Consider the following 19,568-nt stretch of genomic DNA (forward strand, 5'->3'; position numbering starts at 1 on the left):
GGGATTTTTTTTGGGGGGGGCATATCCATTGCTGCGGTCAGGGCGGCTATTGGTTCCGCTCTTACAGCGGGTCACTTTTGGAAAAGAGCCCCAAAAGTAACCAAAAGGGCTCTTGCCCCACCACTCGGCACCTCGCTCAGGCTCGGTGTGCCCTTGTAAGATTGTTTTCACCTGCTTCAGACCGTAGTGCCCTCTGATTTCGAGATCGTGAGTGAGCATGGGTCGGAGCAGGTTCCTTCCTAAACTAGTCCGAACGGTTGCCTGGGCGCAAAGCCCGATTCTGCAAGGTTGGACGTGAGGAAAACGCTATGGACCATGACTCTGCGTTCGTCGGAATTGATGTTTCCAAAAACAAGCTCGACTCATTCGTCAGCACTACTGGCCAAGTCGAACAGTTTTCCAATACTCAAGAAGATATCCAGCGTTTAGCTAAACATCTCAAGGCTCAGGAGCCGGTTTTGGTGGTGCTGGAAGCGACTGGTGGATATGAGCGGCTTGCCGCTGCCGAGCTTTGTGCTGCTGGATTACCCGTTGTTGTTGTCAATCCCCGTCAGGTTCGTGATTTCGCCAAGGCGACCGGTAGGCTGGCGAAAACCGACGCTCTGGATGCCCAGGTGATTGCTGAGTTTGCCCAGGCGGTCAAACCCGAGATTCGGGAGATCCCAGATGAACACGCTCGTGAACTGGCGGATCTACTGACTCGACGCCGCCAGCTCATCGACATGATCGTGGCGGAAGAGTCTCGACTGAAACAGGCGGTATTCAAGGCACTTCGACGGGACATCAAGGCACATATCGTCTGGCTTCAAAAGCGCCTTAAAAGCACAGACGATGACTTGCACGAAGCGATCAAAGCTTCGCCGGCTTGGAAGGCCAATTATGATTTGCTGCGCGAGGTATCGGGCGTTGGCAATGTGCTCGCACTTTCGCTGCTGGCAATGGTTCCGGAGCTGGGCAAGGTTAATCGCAAACAAGTGGCTGCATTGGTTGGCGTGGCCCCTTTTAACTGCGATAGCGGCCTCTACAAAGGACGTAGACGGATATGGGGTGGTCGAGCTGAGGTGCGAAGTGTCCTTTACATGGCTGTCTTATCCTCGAAGAGCCATAACCCGGTGATCGAGAGGTTTTACAACCATCTGCTTGCTGCAGGGAAGACGAAGAAAGTAGCGCTGGTGGCATGCATGAGAAAGTTGCTGACGATCCTGAATGCGATGGTGCGCGATCAAAAGCATTTCGCTGAAATGGCTTGAATTTCGACACGGTTGCTCACTCCGGCAGCACGAAGCGGGCCGCCGCGACGGGGCGTCCCTGCCCCGTCGCGGCTAAACCGGCGTCCTGCCGGTTTACCCGCTCCGTACTACCTGCGTTCGGCCAGCGTGGTTTAACGGGGCGCCTAAGATCAAGATCAAAAGCAGATCAACAGCACAGCGGCCTACAGGCCGGCTTGAGTGGTGTGAAGCAAAGGCAACATCAAGATCAAAATCTAAAGCGGGCACGGTCAAATGTGGGAGCTGGCTTGCCCGCGATAGCATCGCCTCGGTGTACCTGAAAGACCGAGGTGTCTGCATCGCAGGCAAGCCAGCTCCCACAGAAAAGCAGAGCTGCAGCAGTTTCAGATTTGGTTTTCGATTTGGCTTTTGCTGTGGCTTCTACCACTCAAGCCGGCCTGTAGGCCGCTGTGCTCTTGCTTTTGATCTTGATCTGACTGCCCCAATAAGCCCGAGGCTGAACGCAGGGATTGAGGAGCGGGTAAACCGGCAGGACGCCGGTTTAGCCGCGACGGGGCAGGGACGCCCCGTCGCGGCGGCCCGCGGAGCAATGCCGGAGTGAGGGAACACCGAGCCTAGGCGAGGTGCCGACAGGCGGGGCAGAGCCCTTTGGTTACTTTGGGGCTTTTCCAAAGTGACTCGCTGTAAGAGCGAAACCATAAGCAGCCGTTACCTAAATAACGGATATGTACACAATCAACCAGCCACCACCTGCCGCACCTGTTTCTCCAGCTCAGCCTTCAACCCCGGCTCCAACTTAAGCTGCCGCGCCAACTCATCGAGATAAGACTTCTCCATGAAGTTCTCCTCATCCACCAACATCACACTGGCGATATACATCTCGGCCGCCATCTCCGGCGTACTGGCCGCCCGAGCCACATCTGCCGGATCCAGAGGCTTGTTCAGCTCGGCATGCAGCCATTGCTGCAACTCGCGGTCGTTGTCCAGCTTCACAAACTCCCCTTCGATCAACTCACGCTCGCGTTCATCCACATGCCCATCCGCCTTGGCCGCCGCCACCAGCGCCTTGAGAATCGCCTGGCTATGCAACTCAACCTGAGCGGCCGGCAAGCGATCAATAGTCTGCGGCTCACCCCGGGGCGCACTGGCCTGCTGCGCCTGCCAATTGCCATAGGCCTTGTAGGCAATCACGCCCAACGCAGCCAACCCGCCGTAGGTCAGCGCCTTGCCACCAAACTGGCGAGCTTTCTTGTTCCCCAACAAAAGCCCCATAGCGCCGGCTGCCAGGGCACCCCCACCCGCGCCACCGAGCAAACTGCCCAGCCCGCCGCTGCCGAGCAAGCCACCGAGGGCACCTTTGTCCTCACCTTTACGCTGCCCGCCAGCCTTGTTCTGCAGCATGTCCTGGCCGGATTTGAGCAGTTGATCAAGCAATCCACGGGTATTCATTCACAGCCTCCAGAAACTCAGATTCACAGGACCAATAGGCCCCCAGCGTAAAACTAAGTGCCAAAAACCCCCGATCTAGAGTGCTTCCAGATGTAACGCGCTTACCCCTCAATTAAAACGATATACACTCGAACAAATCTATAAAAACACCCCACTGGTAATTCCAGCATGATGACCTTGCGTCAGATCCGTCACTTCATCGCCGTGGCCGAGACCGGCTCGATCTCCGCCGCCGCCCAGACCGCCTTCATCTCCCAGTCCACCCTGACCCTGGCAATCCAGCAACTGGAACAGGAAATCGGCGTCAACCTGTTCAACCGCCACGCCAAGGGCATGACCCTGACTCACCAGGGCCATCAGTTCCTGCGCCAGGCCCACCTGATCCTCGCCACCGTCGACAACGCCAAGCGCAGCCTGCAACAGAGCACCGACCAGGTCGCCGGGCAACTGATCATCGGCGTAACCAGCCTGGTGGCCGGCTATTACCTGGCGGATTTGCTCACCCGCTTCCAGCGCGCCTACCCCAATGTGGAAATCCGCGTGATGGAAGACGAGCGCCCCTACATCGAGCACTTGCTGGTCAGCGGTGAAATCGACGTCGGCGTGTTGATCCTCTCCAACCTCGAAGACCGCCACGCCCTGCAAACCGAGGTGCTGACCCACTCGCCCCACCGCCTGTGGCTGCCGGCCCAGCACCCGCTGCTGGAACACGACAGCATCAACCTCGCCGACGTAGCGCGCGAGCCGCTGATTCAGTTGAACGTCGATGAAATGGGCCACAACGCCCAGCGCATGTGGACCGGCGCCGGGCTACAACCCCGGGTCACGCTGCGTACCGCGTCGACGGAAGCCGTGCGAAGCCTGGTCGCCGCCGGCCTGGGCGTGTCGATCCAGCCAGACATGACCTACCGCCCCTGGTCCCTGGAAGGCGACATCATCGAGGCCCGGCCGATTGCCGACCTCAGCCAAACCCTCGACGTGGGCCTGGCCTGGCGCCGGGGCACGGCGCGCCCGGCGCTGGTGGACCCGTTCCTGACGGTAGCCCGCGAACAGCCGCACCCGCGCAAGCCATCTATTTAATCGAATGCTGCTTTCAGTATTTAGTATTTGTTGACCTCGCGCCTGACCTCTAGTCTCTGCTCATCCCCTAAGAGAAGGTCAGGCGCCTCGCACGAGAACAGCCATGACCACACAAGAAAAGAGATCGCGAAAAATGTCTGGCGCGCCCACACCGCTGCTCACTGCGTTGCTGATCGACGGCGAACTGGTCCCGGGCCAGGGGTTTGTCGAGCCGATCATCAACCCGGCCACCGGTGAAATCCTCACCCATATCGCCGAAGCCAGCACCGAGCAGGTTGAAGCTGCGATTCTCGCCGCCCACCGCGCCTTTGCCGGCTGGTCGCGGACCACGCCCCAGCAGCGTTCGAACATTCTCCTGGGCATCGCCGATGCCATCGAAAAACAAGCCGACTACCTCGCCCGCCTGGAATCGCTGAACTGCGGCAAGCCGTTGCACCTCGCGCGCCAGGATGACTTGAGCGCCACCGTCGATGTGTTCCGCTTCTTCGCCGGCGCCGTGCGCTGCCAGACCGGGCAACTGAGCGGCGAATACCTGCCGGGCTACACCAGCATGGTGCGCCGCGATCCGATTGGCGTGGTCGCCTCGATCGCGCCATGGAACTACCCGCTGATGATGGCCGCCTGGAAAATCGCCCCGGCCCTGGCCGCCGGTAATACCCTGGTGTTCAAGCCGTCGGAACATACGCCGCTGTCGATCCTGGCCCTGGCGCCCGCACTGAGCCAACTGTTGCCGCGTGGGGTGATCAACATTCTGTGTGGCGGTGGCGAAGGCGTCGGCAGCCATTTGGTCAGCCACCCGAAAGTGCGCATGGTGTCGTTGACCGGCGATATCGTCACCGGGCAGAAAATCCTCCAGGCCGCCTCCAAGACGCTTAAGCGCACTCACCTTGAATTGGGTGGCAAAGCCCCGGTGATCGTGTGCAACGACGCCGACCTGCAAGCGGTGGTCGAAGGCGTGCGCGCCTACGGTTATTACAACGCCGGCCAGGACTGCACCGCCGCGTGCCGCATCTACGCCCAGGCCGGCATCCACGACAAATTGGTGGCCGACCTCGGCGCCGCCGTCAGCAGCCTGCGGTTTGCCGGCAAGCGCGATGCCGACAACGAACTCGGCCCGCTGATCAGCACGCGCCAGCGCGACCGCGTGGCCAGTTTTGTCGAGCGCGCCCTCGGCCAGCCGCATATCGAACGCATCACCGGCGCCGCCGTGCATTCAGGCGCAGGCTTCTTCTATCAGCCAACGTTGCTGGCCGGTTGTAAACAGAATGATGAAATCGTGCAGCGCGAAGTGTTCGGCCCGGTGGTCACCGTGACCCGCTTCGACGAGCTGGAACAGGCCGTGGACTGGGCCAACGACTCGGAATACGGCCTGGCCTCTTCCGTGTGGACCCAGAACCTGGACAAGGCCATGCAGGTAGCGTCGCGCCTGCAATACGGCTGCACCTGGATCAACAGCCATTTCATGCTGGTCAGCGAAATGCCCCACGGCGGCTTGAAGCGCTCGGGGTATGGGAAAGATCTGTCCAGCGATTCGCTACAGGACTACAGCGTGGTGCGGCACATCATGGCGCGCCACGGCCAGCATCTTTAAAACAACAACTACGCTCATGCACCACCTGCTGCAAAAACTGCCCCGACCATAATTAAAGAAGAGGGAACCCCCATGTCTGCGCACAAGACCGCACTGCTCAGTGCCCTGACCACCGCGCTGCTGGCCAGTGTCAGCATCCAGGCCGCCGAACCGCTCAAGGCGGTGGGTGCCGGTGAAGGCCAACTGGATATCGTCGCCTGGCCCGGCTATATCGAACGTGGCGAAAGCGACAAGAACTACGACTGGGTCACCGGTTTCGAGAAAGAGACCGGCTGCAAGGTCAACGTCAAGACCGCCGCCACCTCCGACGAGATGGTGAGCTTGATGGCCAAGGGCGGCTACGACCTGGTCACCGCGTCGGGCGATGCCTCGCTGCGGCTCATCGGCGGCAAGCGTGTGCAGCCGATCAACACGTCGCTGATTCCCAACTGGAAGAACATCGACCCGCGCCTCAAGGATGCGCCGTGGTACGTGGTCGGCCAGCAGACATACGGCACGCCGTACCAGTGGGGCCCGAACGTGTTGATGTACAACACCAACGTGTTCAAGACCGCGCCTACCAGCTGGAACGTGGTGTTCGATGCGCAGAACCTGCCGGACGGCAAGCCCAACAAAGGCCGTGTGCAGGCGTATGACGGCCCGATCTACATCGCCGACGCGGCGCTGTACCTCAAGGCCACCAAGCCGGAACTGGGCATCCAGAGCCCGTACGAGCTGACCGAAACCCAATACAAGGCCGTGCTCGACCTGTTGCGCGCCCAGCAACCGTTGATCCACCGCTACTGGCACGACACCACCGTGCAAATGAGTGACTTCAAGAACGAAGGCGTGGTGGCCTCCAGCGCCTGGCCGTATCAGGTCAACGGCCTGGTGAACGAGAAGCAGCCGATTGCCTCGACCATTCCAAAGGAAGGCGCCACCGGCTGGGCGGATACCACCATGCTGCACACCGATGCCAAGCACCCGAACTGTGCCTACAAGTGGATGGATTGGTCGCTGCAGCCGAAGGTCCAGGGTGATGTGGCCTCGTGGTTCGGTTCGCTGCCGGCGGTGCCTGCTGCGTGCAAGGAAAGCGAACTGCTGGGCGCAGAGGGTTGCAAGACCAACGGCTTCGACCAGTTCGAGAAGATCGCCTTCTGGAAAACCCCGCAGGCTGAAGGCGGCAAGTTCGTGCCGTACAGCCGCTGGACCCAGGATTACATCGCGATCATGGGCGGCCGCTGACACCGCCTTCCTGCAGGAGCCGGCTTGCCGGCGATGAGGCCCTTGAGTTCTTTGCAGTATTCAAGGCCGCCATCGCCGGCAAGCCGGCTCCTACAAGGGTTCTCACCGCTATTGATAGATTTTTCAGAAGTCCAGGCCGGGCCGCTGCGACGACCCGTACCTTTTTGGAGCACCGCACCATGACGCTTGCAGTCCAATTCACCCACGTTTCCCGTCAGTTCGGCGAAGTGAAAGCCGTTGACCGGGTTTCCATCGATATCCAGGACGGCGAGTTCTTTTCCATGCTCGGCCCTTCCGGCTCGGGCAAAACCACGTGCCTGCGCCTGATCGCCGGTTTCGAACAACCGAGTGCCGGCTCCATCCGCATTCACGGCGAAGAAGCCGCCGGCCTGCCACCGTATCAGCGCGACGTGAACACCGTGTTCCAGGACTACGCCCTGTTCCCCCACATGAACGTGCGGGACAACGTGGCCTACGGCCTGAAAGTCAAAGGCGTGGCCAAGACCGAACGGCTCAACCGCGCCGAAGAAGCACTGGGCATGGTGGCCCTCGGCGGCTACGGCGACCGCAAGCCGGTGCAACTCTCCGGCGGCCAGCGTCAACGCGTGGCCCTGGCTCGCGCACTGGTCAATCGCCCTCGTGTGCTGCTGCTCGATGAGCCCTTGGGCGCCCTCGACCTGAAGCTGCGCGAACAGATGCAAAGCGAGCTGAAGAAGCTGCAACGCCAGCTCGGCATCACCTTCATTTTCGTGACCCACGACCAGACCGAAGCGCTGTCGATGTCCGACCGCGTGGCCGTGTTCAACAAGGGCCGCATCGAACAGGTCGACACCCCGCGCAACCTCTACATGAAGCCCGCCACCACGTTCGTCGCGGAATTCGTCGGCACCTCCAACGTGATTCGCGGCGAACTGGCGCAACGCTTGAGCGGCAGCCCGCAGCCATTCTCGATCCGCCCGGAACATGTGCGTTTCGCCGAAGGCCCGCTGGGCAGCGGTGAAGTGGAAGTCAGCGGCTTGCTGCACGATATCCAGTACCAGGGCAGCGCCACCCGCTATGAACTGAAACTGGAAAACGGCCAGGCCCTGAACATCAGCCAGGCCAACAACCAATGGCTGGACACCACCGCCGGGCATCAGGTCGGCCAGTCCCTCACCGCGCGCTGGGCGCGGGAAGCCATGACGCCGTTGACCGACATCGCAGGCGAGGTGTGACATGAGCCTGGCCCTGTCCCAACCCCCAATGCGCAGGTTTTCCAACCTGCTGTACAAGAAGCCCAACCTGTACCTGTCGCTGCTGCTGGTGCCGCCGCTGATCTGGTTCGGCGCGATCTACCTGGGTTCGTTGCTGACCCTGCTGTGGCAAGGGTTCTATACCTTTGACGACTTCACCATGGCGGTCACGCCGGACCTGACCCTGGCCAACTTCGCCGCACTGTTCCAGCCGTCGAACTTCGACATCATCGTGCGCACCTTGAGCATGGCGGTCGTGGTGTCCATCGCCAGCGCCATCGTCGCGTTCCCCATCGCCTACTACATGGCGCGCTACACCACGGGCAAGACCAAGGCGTTTTTCTACATCGCCGTGATGATGCCGATGTGGGCCAGCTACATCGTCAAGGCCTACGCCTGGACCTTGCTGCTGGCCAAGGGCGGCGTGGCGCAGTGGTTCGTGCAGCACCTGGGCCTGGAGCCGGCGTTGCAATTCATCATGGGCATTCCCGGCGTGGGCGGCAGCACCTTGAGCACCTCGCATTTGGGGCGGTTCATGGTGTTTGTGTACATCTGGCTGCCGTTCATGATTTTGCCGATCCAGGCCTCGCTGGAGCGTTTGCCGCCGTCGTTGCTGCAAGCCTCGGCAGACCTCGGCGCCAAGCCGCGCCAGACCTTCATGCAAGTGATTCTGCCGCTGTCGGTGCCGGGGATTGCAGCAGGTTCGATCTTCACGTTCTCGCTGACCCTGGGCGACTTCATCGTGCCGCAACTGGTGGGCCCGCCGGGTTACTTCGTCGGCGGCATGGTGTACGCGCAACAAGGCGCCATCGGCAACATGCCCATGGCCGCAGCGTTCACCCTGGTGCCGATCGTGCTGATCGCGGTTTACCTGTCCATCGTCAAACGTCTGGGGGCCTTCGATGCACTCTGAAAAAGCCTCACTGAGCTTAAAAATCGCGGCCTGGGGTGGGTTGGTTTTCCTGCACTTCCCGATCCTGATCATCTTCCTCTACGCCTTCAACACCGAAGAAGCGGCGTTCAGCTTTCCACCCCAGGGCTTCACCCTGAAGTGGTTCAGCGTGGCCTTCTCGCGGCCGGACGTGCTGGAAGCGATCAAGCTGTCGCTGCAAATCGCGGCCATCGCCACGCTGATTGCGATGGTGCTCGGCACCCTGGCGTCGGCGGCGTTGTATCGCCGGGAGTTCTTCGGCAAGCAAGGCATCTCGCTGATGCTGATCCTGCCGATTGCACTGCCGGGGATCATCACCGGTATCGCGCTGCTCGCGACCTTCAAGACGTTGGGCATCGAGCCGGGGATGTTCACCATCATCGTCGGCCACGCGACCTTCTGCGTGGTGATCGTCTACAACAACGTGATCGCCCGTTTGCGCCGCACTTCCCACAGCCTGATCGAAGCCTCGATGGACCTCGGGGCCGACGGCTGGCAGACCTTCCGCTACATCATCATGCCCAACCTCGGCTCGGCGTTGCTGGCCGGCGGCATGCTGGCGTTTGCGCTGTCGTTCGACGAAATCATCGTCACCACCTTCACCGCCGGCCACGAGCGCACCTTGCCGCTGTGGCTGCTCAACCAGTTGAGCCGGCCACGGGATGTGCCGGTGACCAACGTGGTGGCGATGCTGGTGATGATCGTGACGATGTTCCCGATTCTGGGTGCCTATTACCTGACCCGCGGCGGCGAAAGCGTGGCCGGTAGTGGCGGTAAATAATTGTTTGAAGAGGACACGAACATGCAAACCAAACTGCTGATCAACGGCCAACTGGTCGAAGGCGAAGGCCCGGCGCAGCCGGTGTTCAACCCGGCACTGGGCCGGGTACTGGTAGAGATCAAGGAAGCCAGCGAAGCCCAGGTCGACGCCGCCGTGCGTGCCGCCGACAGCGCGTTTGAAGGCTGGTCCCAGACCCCGCCCAAAGACCGCTCGTTGCTACTGCTGAAACTCGCCGACGCCATCGAAGCCCACGGCGAAGAACTGGCCAAGCTCGAGTCGGATAACTGCGGCAAGCCCTACAGCGCCGCGCTGAACGACGAGATCCCGGCGGTGGCCGACGTGTTCCGCTTCTTCGCCGGTGCCAGCCGCTGCATGAGCGGCTCGGCCGGCGGTGAATACCTGCCGGGCCACACCTCGATGATCCGCCGCGACCCGGTGGGCGTGATTGCTTCCATCGCACCGTGGAACTACCCGCTGATGATGGTCGCCTGGAAAATCGCCCCCGCCCTCGCCGCCGGTAATACCGTGGTGCTCAAGCCGTCGGAGCAAACCCCGCTGACCGCGTTGCGTTTGGTGGAGCTGGCCGCTGAAATTTTCCCGGCCGGTGTGCTCAACCTGGTGTTTGGCCGCGGGCCGTCCGTGGGCAGCCCGCTGGTGAATCACCCGAAAGTGCGCATGGTCTCGCTGACGGGTTCGATTGCCACCGGTGCCAATATCATTTCCAGCACCGCCGACAGCGTCAAACGCATGCACATGGAACTGGGCGGCAAGGCACCGGTGATCATCTTCAACGACGCCGATATCGACGCGGCCGTGGAAGGCATTCGCACCTTCGGCTTCTACAACGCGGGCCAGGACTGCACGGCGGCCTGCCGGATTTATGCACAGGCCGATATCTACGACGCGTTCGTCGAGAAGCTCGGCGCGGCGGTGGCCAGCATCAAATACGGTTTGCAGGATGACCCAGCCACCGAGTTGGGACCGCTGATTACCGCGCAGCATCGCGACCGTGTGGCCGGGTTTGTGGAGCGTGCCGTGGCGCAATCCCACATCCGCCTGATCACCGGCGGCAAGGCCGTGGAAGGCAACGGGTTCTTCTTTGAGCCGACGGTGTTGGCCGACGCGCAGCAGGACGACGAGATCGTGCGCCGCGAGGTGTTCGGGCCGGTGGTGTCGGTGATCAGGTTTAATGACGAGGCCCAGGTATTGGGCTGGGCCAATGATTCGGACTACGGCCTGGCGTCGTCGGTGTGGACCGCCGATGTCGGCCGCGCCCACCGCCTGGCGGCGCGTTTGCAGTACGGCTGCACCTGGGTGAATACCCACTTCATGCTGGTCAGCGAAATGCCTCATGGCGGTCAGAAACTGTCCGGCTATGGCAAGGACATGTCCATGTATGGCCTGGAGGACTACACCACCGTTCGCCATGTGATGTTCAAGCACTGACCCATAACCCCTGTCGAAGCGAGCTCCCTCGCCACAACGGCCCGCTCCCACAGGGGATCTCCTCATAACAATAAATAATTCGCAGGTTCCCATGGACATCACCCGCCGCGACTTCCTCAACGGCGTCGCTATCACCATTGCCGCCGGCATGACGCCATTGCAACTCCTCCAGGCCGCTCCCGATGGCCGTTACTACCCGCCCGCCCTCACCGGCTTGCGTGGCAGCCATGTCGGTTCGTTCGAAATCGCCCACCAGATGGGCTGGGAAAAGAAGGTGTTCGACACCGACAAATTGCCGATCACCGAGGACTATGACCTGGTGGTGGTCGGCGGTGGCCTGAGCGGTTTGTCGGCGGCGTGGTTCTACCGTGAGAAGCACCCGAAGGCAAAGATCCTGATCCTGGAAAACCACGACGACTTCGGCGGCCACGCCAAGCGCAATGAATTCCAGGCCGGTGGCCGGATGATCATCGGCTACGGCGGCAGCGAAGCGTTCCAGTCGCCGAATCATCTTTACAGCAAAGAAGTAAACGGACTGTTGAAAAAACTCGGGGTGAACATCAAGCGCTTCGAGACCGCGTTTGACCGTCAGTTCTACCCGGGCCTTGGCCTGTCACGCGGGGTGTTCTTCGACAAGGAAAACTTCGGCGAAGACAAACTGGTCACCGGCGACCCGACGCCGATGGTCGCCGACGACATCGCCCCGGACCAATTGCATGCGCGCTCCATCAGCGACTTCATCAATGACTTCCCGCTGCCGCAAGCTGATCGCGAGGCTTTGATTGCCCTGCATGTCGCCCCCAAGGATTACTTGCCTGGCAAGACCGCCGAGGAAAAGGCCGACTACCTGGCCGCCACCAGCTACCGCGATTTCCTGCTCAAGGACGTGGGATTATCGGAAGGCGCGGTGAAGTACTTCCAGAGCCGCACCAACGACTTCATGGCCTTGAGCATCGATGCCGTGGCTTCGGCCGATGCCTACAGCGTGGGTTTCCCGGGCTTCGCCGGAATGAACCTCGCGCCCATCAGCGAAGAAGCCGCGGCAGAAATGGAAGAGCCCTACATCTACCACTTCCCCGACGGCAACGCCTCGCTGGCACGGCTGCTGGTGCGCAGCCTGATTCCGGCCGTGGCGCCCGGGCACACCATGGAAGACATCGTACTGGCGCCGTTTGACTACGCCAAACTCGATCAACCCAAGACGCCGGTGCGGGTACGCTTGAACAGCACGGCGGTGAGTGTGCGTAACGTCGGTGACGGCGTGCACATCGGCTACAGCCGTGGCGGCCAACTCGCACAGGTGCGTGGCAAGCGCTGCATCCTGGCGTGCTACAACATGATGATCCCGTACCTGCTGCGGGACCTGCCGGAGCAGCAGGCCCAGGCCTTGAGCCAGAACGTGAAGTACCCGCTGGTGTACACCAAAGTCGTGGTGCGCAACTGGACATCATTCCAGAAGCTGGGGGTGCATGAGATCTACGCGGCGACCCAGCCCTACAGCCGGATCAAGCTCGACTACCCGGTAAGCATGGGCGGCTACGAGCACCCGCGTGATCCGACGCAGCCGATCGGTTTACACATGGTGTACGTGCCCACCAGCCCCAACAGCGGCATGAACGGCCGCGACCAAGCCCGCGCCGGGCGGGGCAAGCTGTATGGGCAGACGTTTGAACAACTGGAAGCGCAACTGCGGGATCAACTGCAACGCATGCTCGGCCCGGGCGGTTTCAACCACCAGACCGATATTCTGGCGATCACTGTCAACCGTTGGTCACACGGCTATGCGACCTTCTCCAACAGCTTGTTTGACGATGCCGATGAAAGCGAAAAGCTGAAGGACCTGGCGCGCAAACCGCTGGGGCATGTGAGCATCGCCAACTCGGACGCGGCGTGGAGTGCGTATGCCCATGCGGCGATTGATGAGGCGTATCGGGCGGTAGGTGAAGTGGGTTGACCCCTGCTCTTCAAGCAGAAGGGCTTTTGTGGCGAGGGGGCTTGTCCCCCGTTGGGCTGCGTAGCAGCCCCAAAAGCTGACTTGAATTCCTGCCTGGAAAGGGCGGTGGCCTTAATGGGGCCGCTGCGCAGCCCAACGGGGACAAGCCCCCTCGCCACAGAAAATCCCATCTTCACAGACACCAGCGTTGTGTAGAAACGTCTTGTTTCATATGCAACGCCATCAACCCGCCATCAATCATTTTTCCTTCCGCACCGAACCGCTTAAGCTATTTGGCATCTGTTTAATGTCCGTTGCGTTTGGCCGAAGGCATGTCCGAACCGTTTTTCTTGATCCAGCACGTGCCAGGAACGGCGCGGGATTGTTCACGACAGGTTGTATTTATGCACCGCAGGAATTTGCTCAAAGCGTCCATGGCCATTGCGGCTTACACCGGTCTGTCGGCCAGTGGCCTGCTGGCCGCCCAAGCCTGGGCGGGCAATCGCGCCGCCGATGGTGAGGCCCAGGCCTTCGATTTCGAGGCGCTGAAGATCCAGGCCAAGCAACTGGCCAGCAATCGCTACCAGGACACCAAGCAGGTATTGCCGCCGACCCTGGCGACCATGACCCCGCAGAATTTCAACGCCATCGGCTACGACGGCAAGCATTCCCTGTGGAAGGAGCTGAACGGCCAGTTGGACGTGCAATTCTTCCACGTCGGCATGGGTTTCAAGACGCCGGTGCGCATGTACAGCGTCGACCCGAAAACCCACCAGGCCCGCGAAGTGCACTTCCGCCCTTCGCTGTTCAACTATGAAAAAACCACGGTGGACACCAAACAGCTGACCGGCGACCTGGGTTTCTCCGGCTTCAAGCTGTTCAAGGCCCCGGAACTGGACCGCCACGACGTGCTGTCCTTCCTCGGCGCCAGCTACTTCCGGGCGGTGGATTCCACTGGCCAGTACGGCCTTTCCGCACGCGGCCTGGCCATCGACACCTACGCGAAAAAGCGCGAGGAGTTCCCGGACTTCACCAAGTTCTGGTTCGAAACCCCGGACAAGGACAGCACCCGCTTCGTGGTCTACGCCCTGCTGGACTCGCCGAGCGCCACCGGTGCCTACCGCTTCGACATCGACTGCCAGGCCAACCAGGTGGTGATGGCGATCGACGCCCATATCAACGCGCGTACCGCCATCGAACAGCTGGGCATTGCACCGATGACCAGCATGTTCAGCTGCGGCACCCATGAACGGCGGATGTGCGACACCATCCACCCGCAAATCCACGACTCGGACCGCCTGGCCATGTGGCGCGGCAATGGCGAGTGGATCTGCCGCCCGCTGAACAACCCGGCCACCCTGCAATTCAACGCCTTTGCCGACACCGACCCGAAAGGCTTCGGCCTGGTGCAGACCGACCATGAGTTCGCCAGCTACCAGGACACGGTCGACTGGTACAGCAAGCGCCCAAGCCTGTGGGTAGAACCTACAACTGCGTGGGGCGAAGGCTCGATCGACCTGCTGGAAATTCCTACAACCGGCGAGACCCTGGACAACATCGTGGCCTTCTGGACCCCGAAAAAGCCCGTGGCTGCCGGTGAATCCCTGAACTACGGCTACAAGCTCTACTGGAGCGCCCTGCCGCCGGTCAGCACGCCGTTGGCGCAGGTTAACGCTACCCGTTCGGGCATGGGCGGCTTCACCGAAGGCTGGGCACCGGGCGAGCATTACCCGCAGGTGTGGGCGCGACGCTTTGCCGTGGACTTCAACGGCGGCGGGCTGGATCGTTTGCCTGAAGGCACCGGGATCGAACCGGTGGTGACCTGCTCCCACGGTGAGGTCAAAGACTTCAGCGTATTGGTGCTGGATGCCATCAAGGGTTATCGGATCCTGTTTGATTGGTACCCGACCAGCGACAGTGTGGAGCCGGTTGAGCTGCGACTGTTCATCCGCACCCAGGACCGTACCTTGAGTGAAACCTGGCTGTACCAGTACTTCCCACCTGCGCCAGACAAGCGCAAGTACACCTGATACCGAACGTTCCCACGCGTGCGTGGGAACGCCCCTTCGGCGCTTTCAGAACCGCGAAATACTCTTCATCGCCCCGATCAAGTACCGCATCGCCACCTGATCACTCTCGGTGAGGGCACGGTACTGTTCCAGCAATTGCTCCTCGTCCGAACTCAAGCGTTTGCCACGCAACGACATCCTGCGGGCCAGAAAAGACGACACAACACCCGCAACACCACAAGACTTGGCCATGGACTGTCTCCTCGTATCAATCGACTGCTCCTGATTGCCCATCACCTCATCCCTCGACACGCAATGCCTGCGAGGATCAACCGACTGACTTCCTGGGCCAGAGATCAGACTTACCGTAAGCGTAGAAACTATCTTGCCGGGCGTGAGACTTTTTAGAGTAATCACTTGAAAAAAACGCTTACGGGGCAATGACCTACAGCGCTATCCCACAAGCGGGCGATACAAATGGATGTCGTGCGGTTCCTGTTGATACAGCTCGGGGTCCGGCTGTTTGAGCAGCCGGCAACCGTGCCGGAGATAGAACTCCACCGTGTTACGTGACTCCGTGGCCGATACATATAACGCTTCGGCGCCGGCTGCGCGGGCGTGCTCACAAGCCATGGCAAACAGCTGGCCGCCCAGTCCCAGGCCACGGGCGCCGTGGCTCACATGCAGGAATTTGAGCTGGCGCATCGGCAGGCCCTGAGTGTGGATAACCCGGTTGTCCACCACCACGGCGGCCAGCAGCCTTTCACCGTCGAACACCCCGTGCAGCCAACCACCGCGCTTGAGGCATGCATGCAGGGCCACAGCGTCCTGCTCGGCCTCGCCCTCGGGCCAGCCGCGCATGTCGTGGAATTCGGGGTACAGCAGCAACTCGCCGTGTTCCACCCGATAGCACGCCTCGACCCGTTCGGTGCGGTCAATCAGCGCCAGCAGCGGCAGGTCCTTTTCGGCGAGATCACGCTTGATCAACATGCTGTGTTTCCGATGGCTGATAGTGAACAAGATTGAAGCCTTCAGCAGGCGTGGGCGCTTCGAAATAGCCCGTGATCAGGTCGAACTGGGCGTCGCTGGTTTCGAACGCGTGGGTGCCGGCGGCGTTACGCGCACGCAGGCGTGCCTTGCAGACCTCGTCCGGCACGTCCAGGTAATGCAATTGGTGGTCAGCGCCCGCGCCCTCGAACAACGAACGCATCCAGCGGCGACTGGCCAAGGTGTTGGCGGGAAAATCCAGCACCACCGAGATACCGGCCTTGAGCAACGAAATGATGTGCGCCGTCAACGCATCGCGCAGCTGGCCGGTGCAGCGTACATAGTCGCCAAGGGCGTTGATCTGCCCGGGATAAAGGCGCGACAGCCACTCATCTTCGCTGATCAATACCGCCTGTGGAGCCTGCGACAACTGCTGGGTCAGGGTCGACTTGCCGGACGCGATTTTGCCGCAGATCAGGTGCAACATGGGTTACTCCGGTGTTGAGGCCAATAAAAAAACCCGCCGGTTCAAGGGCGGGTTTTCATGTTTACCACGATTCCTGTACCGATCAATCCCGCAGATCCGACTCATGAATCGGCTGGTCCCGATGGGTTGCGCGCTGGTACTGCGCCGGCCAGGTCGCCTTGCGACCACCCAGGTCGTCATCCGCATGCAGCGGCCAGTACGGATCACGCAGCAGTTCACGGGCCAGGAAAATGATATCGGCCTGGCAGGTGCGCAGAATGTGCTCGGCCTGGGCGGGCTCGGTAATCATGCCCACGGTGCCGGTGGCGATGCCCGACTCCTTGCGCACACGCTCGGCGAAGCGGGTCTGGTAACCGGGGCCGGTCGGAATTTCCGCATTGGCGGCGGTGCCACCGGAAGAGACGTCGATCAGGTCCACGCCCAGGTCTTTCAGGCGGCGGGCCAGTTCGACGGTTTCATCCGGGTTCCAGCCGTCTTCGACCCAATCGGTGGCCGACACCCGCACAAACAGGGGCAGGTCCTGCGGCCAGGTTTCGCGCACCGCCTTGGTCACTTGCAGCACCAGGCGGATGCGGTTTTCGAACGAGCCGCCGTACTGGTCCTGGCGCTGATTGCTCAGGGGCGAGAGAAATTGATGCAACAGGTAGCCATGGGCGGCGTGGATTTCCACCACTTTGAAACCGGCGGTCAACGCGCGCTTGGCGGCGGCAACAAAGTCCGCAATCACTTGCTGAATCTGCCCTTCATCCAGTTGCTTGGGCGAGGTGTGCTGAGGGTCAAAGGCAATCGGCGATGGGCCCACCGGCACCCAGCCGCCGTCTTCCGGCTTGACACTGCCGTGCTTGCCAATCCACGGCCGGTGCGTACTGGCCTTGCGCCCGGCGTGGGCCAGTTGAATGCCCGCCACCGCGCCCTGGGCGTTGATAAAACGCGTGATGCGTTGCAGGGGTTCGATCTGTTCGTCGTTCCACAGGCCCAGGTCCTGGGCGGTGATGCGGCCATCGGCAGTGACGGCGGTGGCTTCGGTAAAAATCAGCCCGGCGCCGCCGACGGCACGGCTGCCGAGGTGCACCAGGTGCCAGTCATTGGCCAGGCCATCGGCACTGGAATACTGGCACATCGGCGACACGGCAATGCGGTTGAGCAGGGTCAGTTGGCGCAGGGTATAGGGTTCAAGCAGCAGACTCATGGGGCACCTCTTTTATGCAGTGGGCAGGCTCCAGGGTTCTGTTTGAAAGGTCGACGAAAAACCCGTCCCCGGCGGGCTGAAATAAGACAAGGTCACAAGACCGATCACACAGTGCTTAGAGACTAGTCGACAACAGAGGATTGCACAGGGTTCAGCGCGGCTCGATGTGGGCAATCATCAATTGCACGGTTTCCTGGCCCCGGAACTCGTTCACGTCGAGCTTGTAGGCCAGTTCCACCCAGCGAATGGTGGGGTTAGGCCAGATTTCACGGTCGATACCAAACGCGATGCCATCCAGTTTCACCGAACCACACTCGCTCTTGAGCACCACTTTCAGGTGCCGCTCGCCGACAACGCGCTGCTCGACCAACTGGAACACCCCATGAAACAACGGCTCGGGAAAATGCTGCCCCCACGGCCCGGCATTGCGCAGGGCGCGGGCCAGTTCCAGGTGAAACTCTTCAACCGCCAGGGTGCCATCGGACAGTAGTCGGCCCGTCAGGTCTTCTTCGCGCAGTTGCCGACGCACTTCGGCGTCAAACGCCTCGGCGAACAGTGGGAAGTTGGCCTCGGGCAAGGTAAGACCCGCGGCCATGGCGTGGCCGCCGTACTTGGCGATCAGGGTCGGATGCTGGCTGGCCACCACGGCCAGTGCGTCACGGATATGAAAGCCCGGCACGGAACGCCCGGAGCCCTTGAGCAGGCCGTCACCGGCATCGGCAAAGGCGATGGTCGGGCGGAAGTAGCGCTCTTTCATCCGCGAGGCGAGGATGCCGATGACGCCCTGGTGCCATTCCGGGTCGAACAGGCACAAGCCATACGGCATCGATTCCACCGGCAAGTCCTTGAGCTGGGCCAGGGCCTCGCGCTGCATGCCTTGTTCGATGGATTTGCGGTCCTGGTTCATGCCGTCCAGCTGCGCGGCCATTTCCCGGGCGGCGGCAAAATCCGTGGTGAGCAGGCATTCGATGCCCAGGCTCATGTCATCCAGGCGACCGGCGGCGTTCAGGCGCGGGCCGAGGATAAAACCGAGGTCGGTGGAGGTAATGCGAGCGTGATCGCGCTTGGCCACTTCGAGGATCGCCTTGATCCCCGGCCGGGCGCGACCGGCACGAATGCGTTCCAGGCCCTGGTAGACCAGGATGCGGTTGTTGGCGTCCAGCGGGACCACGTCGGCGACGCTGCCCAGGGCCACCAGGTCCAGCAGTTCGCCGATGTTCGGCTGCGGCGTGTTCTCGTACCAACCCAAACTGCGCAAGCGCGCGCGCAGGGCCATCAGCACGTAGAAGATCACGCCAACACCCGCCAAGGCCTTGCTGGGGAATTCACAGCCCGGCTGGTTCGGGTTGACGATGGCGTCGGCCGCCGGCAGTTCGTCGCCCGGCAAGTGGTGGTCGGTGACCAGCACCTTGAGCCCCGCCGCTTTCGCCGCTGCCACGCCTTCGACGCTGGAGATGCCATTGTCCACGGTGATCAGCAGCTGGGGCTGGCGCTGCAGCGCCACGGCGACGATTTCCGGGGTCAGGCCGTAGCCGTATTCGAAACGGTTGGGCACCAGGTAGTCGACGTGTGCAGCTCCCAGCAGGCGCAGGCCCAGGGTGCCCACGGTGCTGGCGGTGGCGCCGTCGGCGTCGAAGTCCCCCACGATCAGGATCCGCTGGCGCTGTTCCAGGGCCGTCACCAGCAGGTCCACGGCGGCATCGATACCCTTGAGCTGCTGATACGGGATCAGCCGCGCCAGGCTTTTATCCAGCTCGGCTTCCGATTGCACCCCGCGTGCGGCGTAGAGACGGGTCAACAACGGTGGCAATTCACCGAGGAATGGCAAGACGGCGGGCAACGGGCGAGGATCGATACGCATGGGGTGACGGAAGCTTCTCTTTAATACAGCGTTGAAAATTAATGCTGAAAACAGCGGTGATCCCTTGTGGGAGCTGTCGAGCCCCGGCGAGGCTGCGATAGGGTCACCTCGGTGTACCTGTCAGACCGCAGCGCCTGCA

16 protein-coding genes are annotated in these 19,568 nt (G+C 61.5%); 10 read left to right on the forward strand and 6 right to left on the reverse strand.

What is annotated here, in order from left to right; all coding sequences use genetic code 11:
- Window positions 1-308 precede the first annotated feature (308 nt).
- Window positions 309-1,250, forward strand: coding sequence for an IS110 family transposase (locus JFV30_RS01495; protein ID WP_201121602.1), 942 nt, complete (start codon window positions 309-311; stop codon window positions 1,248-1,250).
- A 714-nt stretch (window positions 1,251-1,964) separates the two neighbouring features.
- Here JFV30_RS01495 and JFV30_RS01500 read toward each other — a convergent pair.
- Window positions 1,965-2,678 carry a tellurite resistance TerB family protein gene (locus tag JFV30_RS01500; RefSeq protein WP_010176804.1) on the reverse strand — a complete coding sequence of 238 codons (714 nt, stop codon included), beginning with the start codon at window positions 2,676-2,678 and terminating at the stop codon, window positions 1,965-1,967.
- Between the two features lie 168 nt (window positions 2,679-2,846).
- Here JFV30_RS01500 and JFV30_RS01505 point away from each other — a divergent pair, with 168 nt between their 5' ends.
- From JFV30_RS01505 to JFV30_RS01545, 9 genes are all read left to right on the forward strand, one after another.
- Window positions 2,847-3,758 carry a LysR family transcriptional regulator gene (locus JFV30_RS01505; RefSeq protein WP_003209548.1) on the forward strand — a complete coding sequence of 304 codons (912 nt, stop codon included), beginning with the start codon at window positions 2,847-2,849 and terminating at the stop codon, window positions 3,756-3,758.
- Window positions 3,759-3,891: 133 nt separating this feature from the next.
- Window positions 3,892-5,349: a gamma-aminobutyraldehyde dehydrogenase gene (locus JFV30_RS01510; protein ID WP_178120984.1), complete on the forward strand. Its 1,458-nt coding sequence runs from the start codon at window positions 3,892-3,894 to the stop codon at window positions 5,347-5,349.
- Between the two features lie 72 nt (window positions 5,350-5,421).
- On the forward strand, window positions 5,422-6,573 hold the full coding sequence (gene ydcS, locus JFV30_RS01515; RefSeq protein ID WP_177046930.1) for a putative ABC transporter substrate-binding protein YdcS: 1,152 nt from the start codon (window positions 5,422-5,424) through the stop codon (window positions 6,571-6,573).
- 179 nt (window positions 6,574-6,752) lie between these two features.
- A complete protein-coding gene (locus JFV30_RS01520) occupies window positions 6,753-7,787 on the forward strand; it encodes an ABC transporter ATP-binding protein (RefSeq protein ID WP_201121603.1) in 1,035 nt (344 codons plus the stop codon).
- 1 nt (window position 7,788) lies between these two features.
- Window positions 7,789-8,718 (forward strand): ABC transporter permease, encoded by a 930-nt coding sequence (locus tag JFV30_RS01525; RefSeq protein ID WP_003209552.1) that lies wholly within the window; start codon window positions 7,789-7,791, stop codon window positions 8,716-8,718.
- Complete coding sequence (locus JFV30_RS01530; protein ID WP_003209553.1) at window positions 8,708-9,517, forward strand: ABC transporter permease; 810 nt, start codon at window positions 8,708-8,710, stop codon at window positions 9,515-9,517. The genes JFV30_RS01525 and JFV30_RS01530 overlap by 11 nt, the downstream gene beginning before the upstream one ends.
- A 21-nt stretch (window positions 9,518-9,538) precedes the next feature.
- Entirely contained in the window at window positions 9,539-10,963 is a 1,425-nt protein-coding gene (locus tag JFV30_RS01535; protein ID WP_201121604.1) for a gamma-aminobutyraldehyde dehydrogenase, read from the forward strand.
- Window positions 10,964-11,054: 91 nt separating this feature from the next.
- Complete coding sequence (locus JFV30_RS01540; RefSeq protein WP_201121605.1) at window positions 11,055-12,917, forward strand: NAD(P)-binding protein; 1,863 nt, start codon at window positions 11,055-11,057, stop codon at window positions 12,915-12,917.
- Window positions 12,918-13,300: 383 nt separating this feature from the next.
- Window positions 13,301-14,926 (forward strand): glucan biosynthesis protein D, encoded by a 1,626-nt coding sequence (locus tag JFV30_RS01545; protein ID WP_201121606.1) that lies wholly within the window; start codon window positions 13,301-13,303, stop codon window positions 14,924-14,926.
- 45 nt (window positions 14,927-14,971) lie between these two features.
- Here JFV30_RS01545 and JFV30_RS01550 read toward each other — a convergent pair whose 3' ends face one another.
- The 5 genes from JFV30_RS01550 to recJ form a co-directional block, all read right to left on the reverse strand.
- Window positions 14,972-15,157: a hypothetical protein gene (locus tag JFV30_RS01550; protein ID WP_029616165.1), complete on the reverse strand. Its 186-nt coding sequence runs from the start codon at window positions 15,155-15,157 to the stop codon at window positions 14,972-14,974.
- A gap of 201 nt (window positions 15,158-15,358) precedes the next feature.
- The gene (locus JFV30_RS01555) at window positions 15,359-15,895 is read right to left on the reverse strand and encodes a GNAT family N-acetyltransferase (RefSeq protein WP_201121607.1); all 537 of its coding nucleotides are present in this window, start codon (window positions 15,893-15,895) and stop codon (window positions 15,359-15,361) included.
- Window positions 15,879-16,379 (reverse strand): AAA family ATPase, encoded by a 501-nt coding sequence (locus JFV30_RS01560; protein ID WP_010176814.1) that lies wholly within the window; start codon window positions 16,377-16,379, stop codon window positions 15,879-15,881. Before JFV30_RS01560 ends, JFV30_RS01555 begins: the two co-directional genes overlap by 17 nt.
- Window positions 16,380-16,461: 82 nt before the next feature.
- A complete protein-coding gene (locus tag JFV30_RS01565) occupies window positions 16,462-17,568 on the reverse strand; it encodes an NADH:flavin oxidoreductase/NADH oxidase (RefSeq protein WP_201121608.1) in 1,107 nt (368 codons plus the stop codon).
- 151 nt (window positions 17,569-17,719) lie between these two features.
- Window positions 17,720-19,429, reverse strand: coding sequence for a single-stranded-DNA-specific exonuclease RecJ (gene recJ / locus JFV30_RS01570; protein WP_010176816.1), 1,710 nt, complete (start codon window positions 19,427-19,429; stop codon window positions 17,720-17,722).
- Between the last annotated feature and the right edge of the window lie 139 nt (window positions 19,430-19,568).

The organism is Pseudomonas sp. TH32, from assembly GCF_016650855.1.
Classification (GTDB): Bacteria; Pseudomonadota; Gammaproteobacteria; order Pseudomonadales; family Pseudomonadaceae; genus Aquipseudomonas.